A 16,923-nucleotide genomic window follows, 5' to 3' on the forward strand; every position below is an offset into this window, starting at 1 on the left:
TCGCCCTGCCCGCCCGAGCGGCTTACAATGGCGGCTGATTTCTTGTTCGGAGCATTACCGTGGAGCGGTTGAAAGGCGCCATCATCGTTGGATTTCTCAAGCTGTTTTCCATGCTGCCGTTCAGCGTGGCACAGCGGTTGGGTGCGCTGGTTGGCTGGTTGATGTGGAAGCTGCCCAACCGCTCGCGTGACGTGGTGCGTATCAACCTCACTCACTGCATGCCGGAGCTGACCGAGGCTGAGCTGAACGATCTGGTGCGTCGTACCCTGATCGATACCGGGCGCAGCTTTGCCGAGAGTGCCTGCGCCTGGATGTGGTCGCCGCAGAAGACCGTCAGCCTGATCAAGGAAGTGGAAGGCGAAGAGGTCCTGGTCAAGGCGCTTGAGGCCGGCAAGGGCGTGGTGGGCATCACCAGCCATCTGGGCAACTGGGAGGTGTTGAATCACTGGTATTGTCTGCGCGCCAAACCGATCATCTTCTATCGTCCGCCCAAGCAGAAAGCGGTGGATGAGCTGCTGCAGCGCCAGCGTACCCAGCTGGGCAACAAGGTGGCGGCGTCTACCCGCGAAGGCATCATCAGCGTCATGCGCGAAGTGCGCCGCGGCGGTGCCGTGGGTATTCCGGCCGACCCGGAGCCAGCGCTCAAGAGCGGCCTGTTCGTGCCCTTCTTTGCCACCCAGGCGCTGACCAGCAAGTTTGTGCCCAACCTGCTCAAGGGCGGCGAGGCCCAGGCGGTGTTCTTCCACTGTGTGCGGCTGCCGGACAACAGCGGTTTCAAGGTCATTCTCGAGGCAGCGCCCGACGGGCTCTACAGCCAGGATGAGTACGAGGCCGTGGCCTGCATGAGTGCGGTGATCGAGAGTTACGTGCGGCGCTGGCCGAGCCAGTACATGTGGAGCATGAAGCGCTTCAAGAAGCGGCCCGAAGGTGAAAAGCGCTGGTACTGAGCGATAAGTCGCGCGCTTGCACTCTGGCTGCAAAACCGTCAACGGGCTATGTTAGTGTTCGCCAAGGTGATGATGTAATACGCGATGACTGGTGCTCATCAGGCGTATCTTGCGAAGTGAGGAAAGGGATTGGCCAACCAGCGACAGCATCCGCGCACGCCGATGAAGGCACAGATCAAGATTGCCCACCCGAGTTTTGGTGACGTGGTTGGTCACACACGAGACCTGTCCGACGGTGGCGTTTTTGTCGAGCATCCCGTGCTCGCCACGCTGCAGCCCGGTGATGAGGTCACCGGGCAGGTGCAAGGCATGCCCTTCGAGGCGCCGATTTTGCGCATGCAGGTGCAGCGGGTGATCGCCGGTGAAGGGGCTGGTCTGGCCTTTATCGACGAGGCCTGATCTGATGGTCGGCGTGCTAGCGCCGCCAGAACATCGGTGACAGCAGCACCAGCAGGGTAAATACTTCAAGACGCCCGAGCAGCATGGCAAAGCTCAACACCCACTTCACCCCGCCATCCAGATTGCCGTAGTGCACCGCCACCTCGCCCAGACCCGGGCCAAGGTTGTTGATGCAGGCGGTCAGCGCCGAAAAGGCGGTGACAAAGTCCAGACCGGTGCCCAGCAGGATCAGGAACAGCATCGCGAAGGTAAACACGTAGACCGCGCAGAAGCCCCAGACGGTTTCTACCACGCGATCCGGCACCGGGCTGTTGCCCAGCTTGACCGGAAAGATTCCGCGCGGATGCAGCAAGCGCTTGATCTCCCGCTCACCCTGTTTGTACAGCAGCAGCACGCGAATCACCTTCATGCCGCCGCCGGTAGAGCCGGCGCACGCACCGATGAAGCTGGCGTACAACAACAGGTACGGCAGCAGGGTCGGCCAGGTTGAGAAGTCGGTAACGCCGAAGCCGGTGGTGGTGGCGATGGACACGGTTTCGAAGGCCGCATAGCGCACGGAGGTCCAGACATCGTGGTGCTGATAGTGCACCAGCACCGCAAAGCAGATGATGAACAGCGCCAGAATCACCAGCACGTAGGCCCGGCATTCCGGATCCTGCCAGTAGTTTTTCAGCGAGCGGAAGCGCCAGGCGAGAAAGTGCAGCGCAAAGTTGATGCCCGAGATCAGCATGAACAGGATGCAGATCGCCTCGATCAGCGGGCTGTTGTAATAGCCGATGCTGGCGTCGTGGGTCGAGAAGCCGCCGATGGCGACGGTCGAGAAACTGTGGCCGATGGCGTTGAACAGATCCATGCCGGCGGCCCAATAGGCCAGCGCACAGGCCACGGTCAGGCCGGCGTAGATGTACCAGAGCACCTTGGCGGTTTCGGCAATACGCGGGGTCAGCTTGTTCTCTTTCAGTGGGCCGGGCATCTCGGCGCGGTACAGTTGCATGCCGCCCACGCCCAGCATCGGCAGAATGGCCACCGCCAGCACGATGATCCCCATGCCGCCAAACCACTGCAGTTGCTGGCGGTAATACAGCAGCGCGCGCGGCAGCGTATCCAGCCCGGTAATCACCGTGGCGCCGGTGGTCGTCAGCCCCGAGAAGGACTCGAACACCGCATCGGCGACGGTCAGGTCGGGCATATCCAGCAGCCACAGCGGCACGGCCCCGAACAGGCCGAGAACCAGCCAGAACAGAACGGTAATCAGATAGCCGTCACGGGTACGCAGCTCCGCGCGTTGTCCGCGCACCGGCAGCCAGATGCAGGCACCGACGATCATGGTGATGACAAAGGCGCTGAGGAAGGCGTTCATCGCCTCCTCGTGGTAGTACAGCCCAACCGCTGCGGCCGGCAGCATGCTGGTGGAGAAAAGCATCAGCAGGATGCCGATGATGCGCTGTATCTGCGGATACTGCATTCCGGGGCGCCTTAGAGAAAGGTCAGTCCGACCTGGAACAGACGCTCCACATCGCGAACATGTTTTTTGTTGATGACGAAGAGGATGACGTGGTCATCCGATTCGATCACGGTGGAATCGTGGGCAATCAGTACCTCGTCATCGCGCACGATGGCGCCGATGGTCGTGCCCGGCGGCAGATCGATCTGGCCGACCGACTTGCCGACCACCTTGGAGGAGCGGCCGTCGCCGTGGGCGACCACCTCGATGGCCTCGGCCGCCCCCCGGCGCAGGGAGTAAACATTGACGATATCGCCCCGACGCACGTGGGTCAGCAGCGTGCCGATGGTCGCCTGCGAGGGTGAAATGGCAATGTCGATCTCGCCGCCCTGCACCAGATCAACGTAGGCCGGGTTGTTGATCAGCGTCATCACCTTGCGCGCGCCCAGTCGCTTGGCCAGCATCGACGACATGATGTTGGCCTCATCGTCGTTGGTCACGGCGCAGAAGATATCGACGTCCTCGATATTTTCCTCGATCAGCAGCTCGCGATCCGAGGCGCTGCCGTGCAGTACGACCGAGCGGTCGAGATTTTTCGACAGGTAGTCGGCGCGGGCCTTGCTGGCTTCGATGATCTTGACCTGATAGCGGCTCTCGATGGCCTCGGCCAGGCGCTCGCCGATATTGCCGCCGCCGGCGATCACCACCCGCTTGTGGGTCTTCTCGACGCGACGCAGCTCGCTCATTACCGCGCGAATGTCGCGGGTGGCGGCGATGAAGAACACCTCGTCATCGGCCTCGATGATGGTGTCACCCTTGGGAATGATCGGGCGGTCCTTGCGGAAAATGGCCGCCACCCGCGTATCCACGCCGGGCATGTGCTGGCGCAGAAAGCGCAGCTCCTGGCCGACCAGCGGGCCGCCGTAGTAGGCGCGCACCGCCACCAGCTGGGCCTTGCCCTCGGCAAAGTCGAGTACCTGCAGCGCACCGGGGTTCTCGATCAGGCGTTTGACGTAGTTGGTCACCACCTGCTCGGGGCTGATCAGCACGTCGATCGGCACGGCCTCGTTGTGGAACAGGCCGCCGCGGGTCAGATAGGCCGATTCGCGCACGCGGGCGATCTTGGTCGGGGTGCGAAACAGGGTGTAGGCCACCTGGCAGGCGATCATGTTGGTTTCGTCGCTACTGGTGACGGCGATCAGCATGTCGGCATCATCGGCACCGGCCTGGCGCAGCACCGTGGGGAACGAGCCCTTGCCATGCACGGTGCGGATATCCAGGCGGTCGCCCAGTTCGCGTAGCCGCACGTTGTCGGTGTCGATCACGGTGATGTCGTTGGCTTCGCTGGCCAGCTGCGCTGCCAGGCTGCCGCCGACCTGACCGGCACCGAGAATGATGATCTTCATGCCGCAGACTCCCTGTTCTTCTGTTGCGGGCTGGCACTGAGCTTGATCAGGCGGGCCAGGTAAAAACCGTCGTGCCCGTCTGCCTGCGGCAGCAATTGGCGACCACAGGGCTGCACGATACCGTAGTCAGCAACGATATCCAGCGCGCGGGCACCGGGCTGGCGCGCGAGAAACGCCTCGACCACCTCGGTGTTTTCCTGCGGCAGCACCGAGCAGGTGGCGTACACCAGGATGCCGCCTACCTCCAGCGTAGGCCATAGGGCATCGAGCAGCTCGCCCTGCAAACTGGCCAGTGCGGCGATATCCGCGGCCTTGCGGGTCAGCTTGATGTCCGGATGGCGGCGAATCACGCCGGTGGCCGAGCAGGGTGCGTCCAGCAGGATACGCTGGAAGGGCGTGCCGTCCCACCACTGGTCAACGTCTCGACCGTCGGCGGCGATCAGTTGTGCTGCCAGCTGCAGGCGCGTGAGGTTCTCCTCTACCCGCTTGAGCCGCGCCGGTTCCAGATCCAGGCCGACCACCTCGGCCAGATCGGACTGCTGCTCCAGCATCTGACAGGTCTTGCCGCCAGGGGCGCAGCAGGCATCCAGCACGCGTAGACCGGGTTTGAGATCGAGCAGCGGCGCCGCCAGCTGAGCGGCTTCATCCTGCACGCTGACCAGCCCGTCGGCGAACCCGGGCAGCTGCTGGACGTCGCAGGGGCTGGCCAGCTGAATGCCGACCGGGCTGAAGGAGCAAGCAGTGGCGGCGATGTTCGCCTCGGCCAACTGCTGCAGGTAGGCGTCACGGCTCTGCCGGCGCACATTCACCCGCAGGGTCATGGGCGGATGCAGGTTGTTGGCGCTGGTGATGGCGTCGAGTTGCTCAGGCCAGGCGCGTTGCAGGCGCTTGTACAGCCAGCCCGGGTGGGCGCACCGCTGCGAAGGCGAGCTATCCACGGCGGCCAGCAGCGCCTCGCCATCGCGTTGCACGCGCCGCAGTACGGCGTTGAGCAGGCCCTTGGCCCAGGCTTTGTCCAGGCTGACCGCCGCGTTCACGGTTTCGGCGATGGCGGCGTGGGCCGGCACCCGCAGGTACAGCAGCTGGTACAGACCGATCAGCAGCAGCGCGTGCAAATCCTGATCGGCGGGTTTCATGGGTTTGTTGAGCAGCTCGCGGGCCAGCGCTTCGAGGCGGTTGTACCAGCGGGCGGTGCCAAAGGCCAGCTCTTGCACCAGAGCCTGATCGCGCGGGGCAACGTTCTTCTGTTGCACCGGCAGACTGCCGCCAAGTGAGGCCTTGCCGGCCAGCACGGCAGCCAGGGCGCGGGCCGCCGCAGCGCGCGGATTCACTGGCCGTTACCCAGCAGCAGGCCGGGCGCAAACTGCTCGCGGCGAGCGTTGTAGAGGTCGGCAAAGGCCAGCGGCTTGCCGCCGGGCAGTTGCAGGCGAGTCAGGCGCAGGGCGCCCTGGCCACAGGCAACCAGCAGGCCCTGCTTCTCGCAAGCCAGCACCTGACCGGGCTCTCCCTGCTCTTCCTCGACCTGCGCAGCCCAGACCTTGAGCGGCTTGCCATCCAGCTGCGCGTGGGCCAGCGGCCAGGGAGTGAAGGCGCGGATCAGACAGTCCAGCTCGCGTGCCGGGCGCTGCCAGTCGATGGCGGCCACCTGCTTGTTCAGTTTGTGAGCGTAGGTGGCCAGGGCATCATCCTGCACCTCGCCTTGCAGCGTGCCGGCGGCCAGGCCGTCGATGGCCTGCAGCACCGCCGGCGGGCCCAGCTCGGCCAGCCGGTCATGCAGGCTGCCGCCGGTGTCATCGGCGCTGATCGGGGTGCTGACCTTGAGCAGCATGGGGCCGGTGTCCAGCCCGGCTTCCATTTGCATCACGGTGACGCCGGTTTCGCGGTCACCCGCCTCGATGGCGCGCTGGATCGGCGCCGCGCCGCGCCAGCGCGGCAACAGCGAGGCGTGGCTGTTGATACAGCCCAGGCGTGGAATGTCCAGCACCGCCTGCGGCAGGATCAGCCCGTAAGCCACCACCACCAGCAGGTCCGGTTTGAGCGCGGCCAGCGCCTGCTGGTCCTCGGCGGCACGCAGCCGCTCGGGCTGCATGACCGGCAGGTTGTGGGCCAGCGCCAGTTGCTTGACGGCGCTCATGGCCAGTTTCTGGCCACGGCCAGCGGGTCGATCGGGCTGGGTGTAGACGCCAACAATGTTGAGTTTGGCGTCAATCAGCGCCTGCAGGTGGGCGGCGGCAAACTCGGGCGTGCCGGCAAAGACGATGCGTAGATCGGATGCGTTCATGGAAATCCGTAAAGAAAAGGCTTGCCGAAGCAAGCCTTGATACCCGGTGACAGATCAGGCTTGCGCCTGGCTGCGATGGATTTTCTCCAGCTTCTTGCGAATGCGGTCACGCTTGAGGTTGGACAGATAGTCAACGAACAGCTTACCGTTGAGGTGATCGCACTCATGCTGGATGCAGACAGCCAACAGGCCGTCGTAGACCTCGTCAAAGGCGTTGCCGTCACGGTCCAGTGCCTTGACGCGGACGCGCTCCGGGCGCTCGACGTTTTCGTAGAAGCCGGGTACCGAGAGGCAGCCTTCCTGCATCTGCTCCAGATCCTCGGTCAGCGGCTCCAGCTCGGGGTTGATGAACACCCGTGGTTCGGACTTGTCCTCGGAGATGTCGATCACGACGATGCGCTCATGCACGTTGACCTGGGTCGCCGCCAGCCCGATACCGGGAGCGTCATACATGGTCTCGAACATGTCGTCGACAAGCTGCTGGATTCGCGCGTCCACTGCTGCCACCGGCTTGGCGATGGTACGCAGCCGTGGGTCGGGAAACTCCAGTATGTTCAATATCGCCATGGGGTTTGTACCGCTTTGTCTGGAACAAATCTAAATTGTGCTGCTAAGATGATGAGCAGCTTGGAAATAAAGCGGGTCTAGCGTGTGGGAGCACGTCGCCAGGCCTGGATGCTGGCCTCTATAATAAAGGGATTCGTGTCATGAGGAAAACACTACTCGGCCTCGTGTTGCTCGCGGCGAGCGTATGGGTGCAGGCGCAAGAGCCTGTTTTCAAGGAAGATCATCCGGATACTTACACGGTGGTCAAGGGTGATACCCTGTGGGATATCTCGGGACGTTTTCTTCGTCTGCCCTGGAAGTGGCCGGAAATCTGGCACGCCAACCCGCAGATATCCAACCCCCATCTTATCTACCCTGGTGATGTGATCTCCCTGGTCTACATCGACGGTCAGCCTCGCCTGATGGTCAACCGCGGTAACGGCGGCACCATCAAGCTGTCACCACAGGCCCGCGTGAAGCCGATTGCCGAGGCCATTCCGACCATTCCGCTGGATGCCATCAACGCCTTCCTGCGTGCCGGTCGCATCATCGAGGATGAAGCCATCATCGAAAACGCGCCTTACGTCATCGGCGGTGAAGCCGAGAGCGTGGTGCTGGGTGCGGGCAACAAGGTGTACGCCCGTGGTGATTTCTCCGACAACGTCCCTGCCTACGAGTTCTATCGTCGCGGCAAGACCTACGTTAACCCCGAAACCAGCGAGTTCCTCGGTATTCACCTGCAGGAAATCGGCAACGGCACCGTTGCCGCCGTTGAGGGTGACATTGCTACCCTGAACGTCACCCGCAGCCGCCAGGAAGTCCTGGTTGATGACCGCCTGCTGGAATCCGAAGAGCGCGCCGTGGCGTCGACCTTCTTCCCCAGCGAGCCGAGCCAGGAGATCAACGGCCTGATCATGGATGTGCCGAATGGCGTGACCCAGATTGGCCAGTACGATGTGGTGCTGATCGACAAGGGCGAGCGTGACGGTCTGACGGTCGGCAACGTGCTGGCGATCTACAAGACCGGTGAAGTGGTGCGTGACCGCGTCATGAACGAGCGCGTGCAGCTGCCCGCCGAGCGTGCCGGTCTGCTGATGGTGTTCCGTGCCTACGACAAGATGAGCTACGGCATTGTGCTGCAAGCCAGCCGCCAGATGGCAATTCTTGATCAGGTTCGCAACCCCTGAGTCAAAACGCTGTGACAAGGCCGCCTTCCGGCGGCCTTGTTGTTTAAGCTCTGTCGTTTCCTTCTGATCAGGGACGACCCATGCCCCACGACCTGTCCGCCGAGCGGCAGGCCTGGTTGGCGCTGATGCTGCTAGACGGCGTTGGCCCGCGTTTTTTCCAGCGCTTGCGCTCCCTCGCCTTATCCCCCACCGACTTTCTGATTGCTCGCCCCGAGACGCTGGCACCTTTGCAGATGGCCGCATCGACCCTCGCCGATCTGCGCCGCTGGCAGCGGGGTGATGCCGAGCTGCACCAGCGTCTGCAGATGGCGCTGCAGTGGCAGGATCAGGAGGGCTGCCAGTTGCTGTTTGTGGATGACTCCGAGTATCCGCCGCTGCTGGCGGCCATCAGCGACCCGCCGCCGGTGCTTTTTGTGCGCGGCAACGCAAGCGCCCTGCACGACCCGCAAATCGCCATGGTCGGCACCCGTCATCCCAGCCCGCTCGGTGCTGAAACAGCCCGGCGCTTTGCCCACAGTTTCACCGCCAGCGGGCTGACGGTGACCAGCGGTATGGCGCTAGGTGTGGACGGTGCCTGTCATCAGGGCGCGCTGGATGCGGGCGGGCAAACGGTCGCGGTCTGGGGGACCGGGCTGGACAACTGCTATCCGCGTCGGCACCGCAAGCTGGCCGAGGCGATTTTAGAGTACGGCGGTGCGCTGGTGTCCGAGCTGTGGCCGGATGCCGGCCCGCATCCGGCGCAGTTTCCGCGCCGTAACCGCATCATCAGCGGCTTGAGTCTGGGCACGCTGGTGGTCGAGGCGAGCCTCAACAGCGGCTCGTTGATCACCGCGCGATTGGCGCTGGAGCACAACCGTGAGGTGTTTGCCATGCCGGGCTCGATTCACAACGTGCAGGCCCGTGGCTGCCATCGCCTGCTGCGTGAGGGCGCCTGCCTGGTCGAGCAGGTGCAGGACGTGCTGGATGCCCTGCGGTTGCCGTTAACGGCGGCGCTGGAAGAGCCGGACAGCAGAAGGCCGGGCTCCCCGGATACCCCGCTCTGGCGCTGGCTGGGCACGGATCCGGCCAGCCCGGACTGGCTGGCTCGACAGTCTGGGATCGGGGTATCCGAGGTGCTGCAGCAATTGCTCGACCTGGAGCTGGATGGCCAGGTGCTGGCTTCGCCGGCCGGCTATTGTCGTCGCCAGCCTTGAGCCGCCGCGCCGCCTCGGCTACTGTCGCAGGCATTGAATAACGGTGGAGTTCACATGCTGGCTAACTGGCGCATTACCCGTCTGAACCGTTTGCTGCAGGTAGGCGGTGTGATTGCCTATCCGACCGAGGGCGTCTGGGGGCTGGGCTGCAATCCGTGGAATGGTGCGGCGGTAGAGCGCTTGCTCGACCTCAAGCAGCGGCCGGTGCACAAGGGGCTGATTCTGATTGCCGGCGAGATCGAGCAGTTCGACTTCCTGCTTTGGGATCTGCCGGACGCTCAGTTGGCCAAGCTGCGGCTGTCCTGGCCGGGGCCGAACACCTGGCTGGTGCCGCATCAGGGCCGTCTGCCCGCATGGATTACCGGTGCCCACGATACCGTCGCCCTGCGGGTAACCACGCACCCCATCGTGCGCCAGCTGTGCGCGGCAGCCGGGCCGCTGGTGTCGACTTCGGCCAATCCGGGCGGTCGTCCGTCGGCGCGTTCTCGGCTGCGGGTCGAGCAGTATTTCCACGGTGAACTGGATGCGGTGGTGCCTGGTGCGTTGGGTGGCGCGCGGAATCCCAGTATCATTCGCGATCTGCAAACCGACCAAGTCATACGCGGCGCCTGAGCCGCCCGGAGAGATTCCACGTGAAACAGGACCAGCCCAGCGCCGCCGATGTTGCCGCGGTAAAAGCCTATCTGATGGATCTGCAGGACCGTATCTGCACCGCCCTGGCGGCAGCAGACGGGCGTGAGCAGTTCATCGAGGACGCCTGGGAGCGGCCCGGTGGCGGCGGTGGCCGCTCGCGGATCATCACCGATGGCGCGCTGCTGGAGAAGGGCGGCGTGGGCTTTTCCCATGTTTTTGGTGACGGCATGCCGCCCTCGGCTACCGCGCACCGCCCCGAGCTGGCGGGTCGTCACTTCCAGGCCATGGGCGTGTCGCTGGTGATGCACCCGGAAAACCCCTTCGTGCCGACCTCGCACGCCAATGTGCGGTTCTTTATCGCCGAGAAAGACGGCGCCGATCCGGTCTGGTGGTTTGGCGGCGGCTTCGATCTGACGCCCTACTACGCCAACGAAGAAGACTGCGTGCACTGGCACCGCGTCGCCCGCGACGCCTGCGCACCCTTTGGTGACGACGTCTACCCGCGCTTCAAGACCTGGTGCGACGAGTATTTCTACCTCAAGCACCGTGGCGAGGCCCGGGGCATTGGCGGCCTGTTCTTTGATGACCTGAACCAGTGGGGCTTCGAGCGCAGTTTTGCCTTCCTGCGCGCCATTGGCGACGCCTACCTTGAGGCCTATCTGCCGATTCTCGAGCGCCGTCGCAGCAGCGCCTGGACGCCGGAGCAGAAGCAGTTCCAGGAATTCCGCCGTGGCCGCTACGTCGAGTTCAACCTGGTCTACGACCGAGGCACCCTGTTCGGCCTGCAGACCGGCGGACGCACCGAGTCGATCCTGATGTCGCTGCCACCAACCGTGCGTTGGGGCTACAACTGGCAGCCCGAGCCGGGCAGCCCGGAAGCCGAGCTGACCGAGCGCTACCTCTCCCCGCGTGACTGGCTGGCAGGAGACGCCTGATGGACCGTTACGCCGTTGTCGGCAACCCGATTGAACACAGCAAGTCGCCGCTGATTCACGCCATGTTCGCCGAGCAGACCGGTCAGCAGCTGGAGTACGGCAAGCTGCTGGCGCCGCTCGACAACTTCATCGGCAGCGTGCGCGACTTTCTGCGCGAAGGCCGAGGTGTCAATGTCACCGTACCGTTCAAGGAGCAAGCCTGGGCGCTGGTCGATGAGCACACCCCGGCCGCCGAGCGCGCCGGCGCGGTCAATACCATCATGCGCCGTGAAGATGGCAGCCTGCTCGGTGACAACACCGACGGCAAGGGGCTGGTGCGCGATATCGAGGTCAACGCCGGGCTGTCGCTGAAAGGTTTGAGTGTGCTGCTGGTAGGGGCCGGTGGCGCGGCTCGCGGGGTAATTCAGCCGCTGCTGGCGGCAGGTCCGCAGCATCTGTGCGTGATCAACCGCACGGTCAGCAAGGCGGAAGAGCTGGCGGCGCTGTTTGTCGATCAGGGGCCGATCGCCGCTGCCGGCCTGCAATGGCTGGTCGAGCCGGTCGATCTGATCATCAATGCGACGTCGGCGAGCCTGGCCGGTGAATTGCCGCCGATCCCCGACAGCCTGATCAAGCCCGGTCATACCTGGTGCTACGACATGATGTACGGCGCCGAAGAGACCCCGTTCAACCGCTGGGCCCGAGAGCGTGGCGCAGCGCGCTGCATCGATGGCCTCGGCATGCTGGTGGAACAGGCCGCCGAGGCATTCGCCCTGTGGCGCGGCGTCCGCCCGGACACCGCGCCGGTGCTGGCAGCTCTGCGTCAGGCCTGACGCGGCATTGCAGCGGCCAGCTCGGCAGTCAGCCCGAGCGCCGCTGCCACGCCGCCCTGCTGCAGCGCCTCGATCAGCGCTGAACCCACCACCACCCCATCGGCGACCTGCGCCAGTGGCGCTGCCTGCTCGGCCCGGCGCACGCCAAAGCCAACGCAGATCGGCACACTGCTTTGCGCGCGAATGCCTTCCAATGCCTGCGCCACCGCGGTGTGATCCGCTGCGCCGACGCCGGTGACGCCGTTGTGCGAGACGTAGTAGAGAAAGCCGCTGGCGTGCTCCAGCACTCTGGGCAGGCGCTGGGCGTCAGTGGTTGGCGTTGCCAGACGAATCATCTGCAGACCGGCGTCTCGGGCCATCGGGCCCAGTTCGTTGTCGTGCTCGGGCGGCAGGTCGACCACTAGCAGGGCGTCCACACCGGCCTCTGCGGCGTCACGAATAAAGTCCGCACCGCCGTAGCGATGGATCGGGTTGTAGTAACCCATCAGCACCAGCGGCGTGCTCTGGTTCTGTTCGCGGAAACGGCGCACCAGCTCCAGCGTGCGCTGCTGATTCTGCCCACCCTGCAGGGCGCGCAGGGCCGCGGCCTGAATGGTCGGGCCGTCGGCGGTCGGGTCGCTGAACGGCATGCCCAGCTCGATGATGTCGGCACCGGCAGCAGGCAGCCCCTGCAGCAGTTCCAGGCTGGTATCGAAGTCCGGATCACCGGCGCAGATGTAGGTCACCAGGGCCGCGCGGTTGTCACGGGCGCAGTCGGCAAAGCGAACGTCTAAGCGGCTCATTTTCCTTCCTCCATCAGACCCAGAATGGTTGGCATGTCCTTGTCGCCACGGCCGGACAGGCAGACCACCATCAGGTGATCTTTCGGCAGCGTCGGCGCGCGGCGGGCGACTTCGGCCAGCGCGTGCGAGGTTTCCAGCGCCGGGATAATGCCTTCGGTGCGGCAGCAGTTGTGGAAGGCGTCCAGCGCCTGCTGATCGGTTACCGCGACGTATTCGATGCGGCCCTGCTCGTGCAACCAGGCGTGTTCTGGGCCAATGCCGGGGTAGTCCAGACCGGCGGAGATCGAGTGGGCATCGGCAATCTGACCGTCACCGTCCTGCAGCAGGTAGGTGCGGTTGCCGTGCAGCACGCCGGGCGTGCCGCCCTTGAGGCTGGCGGCGTGCTTGCCGGTGTCGATGCCGTGACCGGCCGCTTCCACGCCGACCATCTGTACTTCGGGGTAATCGAGGAACGGGTGGAACAGGCCCATGGCGTTGGAGCCACCGCCGATACAGGCGACCAGGCTGTCGGGCAGACGGCCTTCGCGTTCCAGCATCTGCTGATGGGCTTCGCGGCCGATGATCGCCTGAAAGTCGCGTACCAGCGTTGGGTAGGGGTGCGGGCCGGCCACGGTGCCGATCATGTAGAAGGTGTTGTCGACGTTGGTCACCCAGTCGCGCAGCGCCTCGTTCATGGCGTCCTTGAGGGTGCCGGTGCCGGAGGTCACGGGGACGATCTCGGCACCCAGCAGCCGCATGCGGGCGACGTTGTCGCGCTGACGGTGAATGTCGGTTGCGCCCATGTAGACCACGCACTGCAGGCCGAAGCGCGCGCACACTGTGGCGGTCGCGACGCCGTGCATGCCGGCGCCGGTCTCGGCGATGATCCGTTGCTTGCCCATACGGCGGGCCAGCAGGGCCTGGCCGATGCAGTTGTTGATCTTGTGCGCGCCGGTGTGATTCAGCTCCTCGCGTTTGAAGAAGATCTTCGCGCCACCGTACTGCTCGGTCAGCCGCTCGGCGAAATACAGCGGGCTGGGGCGGCCGACAAATTCGGCGTTGAAGCGGTCCAGCTCGGCGATAAACGCCGGCTCGGCGCGGGCCTCGTTGTAGGCCTTTTCCAGCTGCAGCACCAGCGGCATCAGCGACTCGGCAACAAAGCGGCCGCCAAACTGGCCAAACTGCCCGAGGGCGTCGGCCTCGCGGCGATAATTCTGATGGGTCATGCAACACCTCCTGATCAATGGACGCAGATTAGGGCAGGCAGCGCGCAGAAAAAATCGATAAGATGGCCGCAACCTGTGAGAAAAAGTGACAAGTCCAATGGCCAGAGATCTTCCCTCACTAAACGCTCTGCGCGCCTTCGAAGCCGCTGCCCGACTGGAAAGCGTGAGTCAGGCAGCGGGCGAGCTGCACGTCACCCACGGCGCCGTCAGCCGGCAGATTCGTCAGCTTGAAGACGAGCTCGGCATCGCGCTGTTCAGCAAGGCCGGGCGCGGCATCAGCCTGACCCCGGCCGGTCGCCAGCTGCGCGATGCCTGCCGCGATGCCTTCGACGGGCTGCGCGAGGCGTGCACGGCGCTGCGTCAGGACCAGCAACAGGCGCCCTTCCTGCTGGCCTGTCCGGGCAGCCTGCTGGCCCGCTGGTTTATTCCGCGACTGGACCGCCTGAACGCCGAACTGCCCGAGCTGAACCTGCACCTGTCGGCCTCCGAAGGTGAACTCGACCCGCGCCGCCCCGGCGTCAGCGCTACCCTGCTCTACGCCGAGCCGCCGTGGCCGGCCGACATGCAGGTATATCCGCTGCGTCAGGAACGCATCGGCCCGGTGCTTAGCCCGCGCTACGCGGGTGCCGCGCGTTTGCTCGATCAACCGGCCGAGGTGCTGCTCGGCGAAGCGCTGCTGCACACCCGTTCCCGGCCCGGCGCCTGGCGCGACTGGGCCGAGCGGCAGGGGCTGGATGCGGCTCAATTGCGCAACGGTCAGGGCTTCGAGCACCTGTATTACCTGCTGGAAGCCGCGCTCTCGGGCCTCGGCGTGGCTATCGCGCCGCAGCTGCTGGTCGCCGACGACATCGCCGCAGGCCGCCTGCTCGCGCCCTGGGGCTTTGTCGAGACCCGTCACCAGCTCGGCCTCTGGGTGCCGGAGCGCCAGCCCCAGGGCCCGGCGCAGCAGCTGGCAGACTGGCTCGGCAAGGCGTTGCAGCAGGCCGATGCATGAAGCGCCTCGCGACCCTTGGCCTCGGCGTCTGCCTGCTCTGGTTGTCCGGCTGCAGCTCGGTTGGCTATCTGTATCAGAGCTGGCAGGGCCAGCGCGCGCTGATGGCCCGCGCCGAGCCCGTTGAGCAGCTGATTGCCGACCCGCAGACCGACCCGCAACTGGCCGAGCGCCTGCGCACCGCCAGCCAGATTCGCCGCTACGCGGTCGAGGCGCTGGCCCTGCCGGACAACACCACCTACACCCGCTACGCCGCGCTGCCGGGCCCCTATCCATTGTGGAATCTGTTTGTCACCGATGAACTGTCGCTGGCGCCGGTGCAGCACTGCTACCCGTTCTTCGGCTGCATCGCCTACAAGGGCTATTTCGACCAGGCTCGCGCCGAGCAGGCCGCCGCCGACTGGCGTGCGCGCGGCAAGGACGTCTACGTCGCCGGCATCCCGGCCTATTCGACCCTCGGCTGGTACGACGACCCGCTGTTCAGCTCCATGCTGCACTGGAGCGACGACTATCTCGCCGAGATGCTGTTTCACGAACTGGCGCATCAGCGCTTTTACGTGAAGGACGACACCGCCTTCAACGAGTCCTATGCCAGCTTTGTCGGCCAGCAGGGTCTGCGCGATTGGCTCAGGGTGCAAGGGCGAGCCGCGCACGACTCGACAGGCCGCGAACGCGAACGGGCGTTTATTCAATTGGTGCTGGCCGCACGCAGCGAGCTGGAAGTCCTGTATCAGAGCACCCAGCCAGACGACGCCAAGCGCAGCGGCAAGGCCGCGATCCTCGCTCGGCTGCGCAGCGATTACGCCAGCCTGCGCGACAGCGAATGGGACGGCGACCAGCGCTTCGACCACTGGTTTGCCGCTGACCTGAACAACGCTCGCCTGCTACCCTTTGGGCTTTACGATCAATGGGTGCCCGCCTTTGCCGCGCTGTATGCGCAGAGCAGCGGCTGGGCCGACTTTCACCAGCGGGTAGAACGCCTCGGCAGGCTCGATCCGCAAGCGCGCCTTGCCGCGCTGCGTGGCCTTTGCCCGCAGTGCGCCGCCGCAGTACAGGAGCCACAACCATGAAAGCAATTGGATACTTTGAAGCTGGCGCGCTGGACCGTGCCGACGCCCTGATCGACCTGGACGTCCCCATGCCCGCCCCCGGCCCGCAGGACCTGCTGGTCAAGGTCGCCGCCATCTCGGTCAATCCGGTCGACACCAAGATCCGCAGTCGTCGCGGCGCGACCGGCGACACGCCCGAAGTGCTCGGCTGGGACGCCGTGGGTGAAGTGGTCAGCTGCGGCAGCGCCGTTTCCGGCTTCGTGGCGGGTGATCGAGTCTACTACGCCGGCGCGCTGGAGCGGCCCGGCAGCAACGCCGAATACCAACTGGTCGACGCCCGCATCACCGCCCACGCGCCGCTGTCGTTGTCTGCCGCCGAAGCCGCGGCCCTGCCGCTGACTGCAATCACCGCCTGGGAGCTGCTGTTCGACCGGCTCGGTGTCAGCGAAGGCGGCGGAGAAGGCCAGACCCTGCTGGTGGTCGGCGCTGCCGGTGGCGTCGGCTCGATCCTGGTTCAGCTAGCGCGTCAGTTGACCAAACTCACCGTGGTCGCCACCGCCGCCCGCGCCGAGAGCGTGAAATGGGTCAAGGGCCTGGGCGCGCACCACGTCATCGACCACAGCCAGCCGCTGCTGCCGCAACTGCAGGCGCTGGGTATCAAGGCCGTCGAACTGATCGCCTCGCTGACCCACACCGATCAGCACTATCCGCAATACGGCGACTGCATCGCCCCACAGGGCCGCCTCGGCGTGATCGACGACTTCGGCCCGCTCGACATGAGCGTGCTGAAGCGCAAGTGCGCCTCCTTCCACTGGGAGTTCATGTTCACCCGCAGCATGTTCGAAACCGCCGACATGGCCGAGCAGGGCAAGCTGCTGCAACGGGTCGCCGACCTGGTCGATGCCGGCACCCTGCGCAGTACCCTGGGTGAGCATTACGGCGCAATCAACGCGGCCAACCTCAAGCGCGCGCATGCGTTGCTGGAGAGTGGCAAGGCGCGGGGGAAATTGGTGTTGGAGGGGTTCTGAACGGCTTTGCGCAGACTGCCCCTTTCGGGATTCTGCGCAGGGCATCGCTCCTTCACCCATCATCCCCGCGCAGGCGCACTGCTGT

At 65.0% G+C, this 16,923-nt stretch carries 17 protein-coding genes; 10 read left to right on the plus strand and 7 right to left on the minus strand.

The annotated features are described in order from the left end of the window. Positions 1-59 precede the first annotated feature (59 nt). Both CNQ84_RS11440 and CNQ84_RS11445 read left to right on the plus strand, forming a co-directional pair. The gene (locus tag CNQ84_RS11440) at positions 60-947 is read left to right on the plus strand and encodes a lysophospholipid acyltransferase (RefSeq protein ID WP_096004991.1); all 888 of its coding nucleotides are present in this window, start codon (positions 60-62) and stop codon (positions 945-947) included. 129 nt (positions 948-1,076) lie between these two features. Continuing rightward, complete coding sequence (locus CNQ84_RS11445) at positions 1,077-1,346, plus strand: PilZ domain-containing protein (RefSeq protein WP_096004992.1); 270 nt, start codon at positions 1,077-1,079, stop codon at positions 1,344-1,346. A 16-nt stretch (positions 1,347-1,362) separates the two neighbouring features. Here CNQ84_RS11445 and CNQ84_RS11450 read toward each other — a convergent pair whose 3' ends face one another. The 5 genes from CNQ84_RS11450 to def are packed head-to-tail and all read right to left on the minus strand — an operon-like array spanning position 1,363 to position 7,044. Beyond that, a complete protein-coding gene (locus CNQ84_RS11450) occupies positions 1,363-2,811 on the minus strand; it encodes a TrkH family potassium uptake protein (protein ID WP_096004993.1) in 1,449 nt (482 codons plus the stop codon). Between the two features lie 11 nt (positions 2,812-2,822). After that, the gene (gene trkA / locus CNQ84_RS11455; protein ID WP_096004994.1) at positions 2,823-4,196 is read right to left on the minus strand and encodes a Trk system potassium transporter TrkA; all 1,374 of its coding nucleotides are present in this window, start codon (positions 4,194-4,196) and stop codon (positions 2,823-2,825) included. Next, positions 4,193-5,527, minus strand: a complete 1,335-nt coding sequence (rsmB, locus tag CNQ84_RS11460; protein ID WP_096004995.1) for a 16S rRNA (cytosine(967)-C(5))-methyltransferase RsmB — start codon at positions 5,525-5,527, stop codon at positions 4,193-4,195. Before rsmB ends, trkA begins: the two co-directional genes overlap by 4 nt. Continuing rightward, the gene (gene fmt / locus CNQ84_RS11465) at positions 5,524-6,477 is read right to left on the minus strand and encodes a methionyl-tRNA formyltransferase (RefSeq protein WP_096004996.1); all 954 of its coding nucleotides are present in this window, start codon (positions 6,475-6,477) and stop codon (positions 5,524-5,526) included. Before fmt ends, rsmB begins: the two co-directional genes overlap by 4 nt. Before the next feature lie 54 nt (positions 6,478-6,531). Continuing rightward, positions 6,532-7,044 carry a peptide deformylase gene (gene def, locus CNQ84_RS11470; protein ID WP_065335664.1) on the minus strand — a complete coding sequence of 171 codons (513 nt, stop codon included), beginning with the start codon at positions 7,042-7,044 and terminating at the stop codon, positions 6,532-6,534. A gap of 140 nt (positions 7,045-7,184) precedes the next feature. Between def and CNQ84_RS11475 the strand changes: the two genes are divergently transcribed. The 5 genes from CNQ84_RS11475 to aroE all read left to right on the plus strand — a co-directional run bounded on the left by CNQ84_RS11475 (position 7,185) and on the right by aroE (position 11,783). Continuing rightward, on the plus strand, positions 7,185-8,210 hold the full coding sequence (locus CNQ84_RS11475; protein ID WP_096004997.1) for a LysM peptidoglycan-binding domain-containing protein: 1,026 nt from the start codon (positions 7,185-7,187) through the stop codon (positions 8,208-8,210). Between the two features lie 80 nt (positions 8,211-8,290). Next, positions 8,291-9,403, plus strand: coding sequence for a DNA-processing protein DprA (gene dprA, locus CNQ84_RS11480; protein WP_096004998.1), 1,113 nt, complete (start codon positions 8,291-8,293; stop codon positions 9,401-9,403). A gap of 54 nt (positions 9,404-9,457) precedes the next feature. After that, positions 9,458-10,015, plus strand: coding sequence for an L-threonylcarbamoyladenylate synthase type 1 TsaC (gene tsaC, locus CNQ84_RS11485; protein WP_096004999.1), 558 nt, complete (start codon positions 9,458-9,460; stop codon positions 10,013-10,015). A 20-nt stretch (positions 10,016-10,035) separates the two neighbouring features. Next, a complete protein-coding gene (hemF, locus tag CNQ84_RS11490; RefSeq protein WP_281254824.1) occupies positions 10,036-10,971 on the plus strand; it encodes an oxygen-dependent coproporphyrinogen oxidase in 936 nt (311 codons plus the stop codon). Further along, on the plus strand, positions 10,971-11,783 hold the full coding sequence (gene aroE, locus CNQ84_RS11495) for a shikimate dehydrogenase (RefSeq protein ID WP_096005000.1): 813 nt from the start codon (positions 10,971-10,973) through the stop codon (positions 11,781-11,783). Before hemF ends, aroE begins: the two co-directional genes overlap by 1 nt. Here aroE and trpA read toward each other — a convergent pair. Further along, positions 11,774-12,565, minus strand: coding sequence for a tryptophan synthase subunit alpha (trpA, locus tag CNQ84_RS11500; RefSeq protein WP_096005001.1), 792 nt, complete (start codon positions 12,563-12,565; stop codon positions 11,774-11,776). The two genes, aroE and trpA, sit on opposite strands and share 10 nt — an antisense overlap. Next, on the minus strand, positions 12,562-13,770 hold the full coding sequence (gene trpB / locus CNQ84_RS11505; protein WP_096005002.1) for a tryptophan synthase subunit beta: 1,209 nt from the start codon (positions 13,768-13,770) through the stop codon (positions 12,562-12,564). Before trpB ends, trpA begins: the two co-directional genes overlap by 4 nt. 97 nt (positions 13,771-13,867) lie before the next feature. Here trpB and CNQ84_RS11510 point away from each other — a divergent pair, with 97 nt between their 5' ends. From CNQ84_RS11510 to CNQ84_RS11520, 3 genes are read left to right on the plus strand one after another with little or no spacing between them, the layout of a single operon-like run. After that, the gene (locus CNQ84_RS11510; protein WP_096005003.1) at positions 13,868-14,764 is read left to right on the plus strand and encodes a LysR family transcriptional regulator; all 897 of its coding nucleotides are present in this window, start codon (positions 13,868-13,870) and stop codon (positions 14,762-14,764) included. Then, entirely contained in the window at positions 14,761-15,831 is a 1,071-nt protein-coding gene (locus CNQ84_RS11515; protein ID WP_096005004.1) for an aminopeptidase, read from the plus strand. The genes CNQ84_RS11510 and CNQ84_RS11515 overlap by 4 nt, the downstream gene beginning before the upstream one ends. Then, positions 15,828-16,838, plus strand: a complete 1,011-nt coding sequence (locus CNQ84_RS11520) for a zinc-binding alcohol dehydrogenase family protein (RefSeq protein ID WP_096005005.1) — start codon at positions 15,828-15,830, stop codon at positions 16,836-16,838. The genes CNQ84_RS11515 and CNQ84_RS11520 overlap by 4 nt, the downstream gene beginning before the upstream one ends. The last annotated feature ends 85 nt before the right edge of the window (positions 16,839-16,923 follow it).

The sequence above is a fragment of the Pseudomonas abyssi genome (assembly GCF_002307495.1).
Taxonomy (GTDB): domain Bacteria; phylum Pseudomonadota; class Gammaproteobacteria; order Pseudomonadales; family Pseudomonadaceae; genus Halopseudomonas; species Halopseudomonas abyssi.

Bases quoted from the DNA above. Each gene is read 5' to 3' on its own strand.
- CNQ84_RS11450 (WP_096004993.1), bottom strand. From the start codon at position 2,811: ATGCAGTATCCGCAGATACAGCGCATCATCGGCATCCTGCTGATGCTT.
- trkA (WP_096004994.1), bottom strand. From the start codon at position 4,196: ATGAAGATCATCATTCTCGGTGCCGGTCAGGTCGGCGGCAGCCTGGCA.
- fmt (WP_096004996.1), bottom strand. From the start codon at position 6,477: ATGAACGCATCCGATCTACGCATCGTCTTTGCCGGCACGCCCGAGTTT.
- def (WP_065335664.1), bottom strand. From the start codon at position 7,044: ATGGCGATATTGAACATACTGGAGTTTCCCGACCCACGGCTGCGTACC.
- CNQ84_RS11475 (WP_096004997.1), top strand. From the start codon at position 7,185: ATGAGGAAAACACTACTCGGCCTCGTGTTGCTCGCGGCGAGCGTATGG.
- dprA (WP_096004998.1), top strand. From the start codon at position 8,291: ATGCCCCACGACCTGTCCGCCGAGCGGCAGGCCTGGTTGGCGCTGATG.
- tsaC (WP_096004999.1), top strand. From the start codon at position 9,458: ATGCTGGCTAACTGGCGCATTACCCGTCTGAACCGTTTGCTGCAGGTA.
- aroE (WP_096005000.1), top strand. From the start codon at position 10,971: ATGGACCGTTACGCCGTTGTCGGCAACCCGATTGAACACAGCAAGTCG.
- trpA (WP_096005001.1), bottom strand. From the start codon at position 12,565: ATGAGCCGCTTAGACGTTCGCTTTGCCGACTGCGCCCGTGACAACCGC.
- trpB (WP_096005002.1), bottom strand. From the start codon at position 13,770: ATGACCCATCAGAATTATCGCCGCGAGGCCGACGCCCTCGGGCAGTTT.
- CNQ84_RS11510 (WP_096005003.1), top strand. From the start codon at position 13,868: ATGGCCAGAGATCTTCCCTCACTAAACGCTCTGCGCGCCTTCGAAGCC.
- CNQ84_RS11515 (WP_096005004.1), top strand. From the start codon at position 14,761: ATGAAGCGCCTCGCGACCCTTGGCCTCGGCGTCTGCCTGCTCTGGTTG.
- CNQ84_RS11520 (WP_096005005.1), top strand. From the start codon at position 15,828: ATGAAAGCAATTGGATACTTTGAAGCTGGCGCGCTGGACCGTGCCGAC.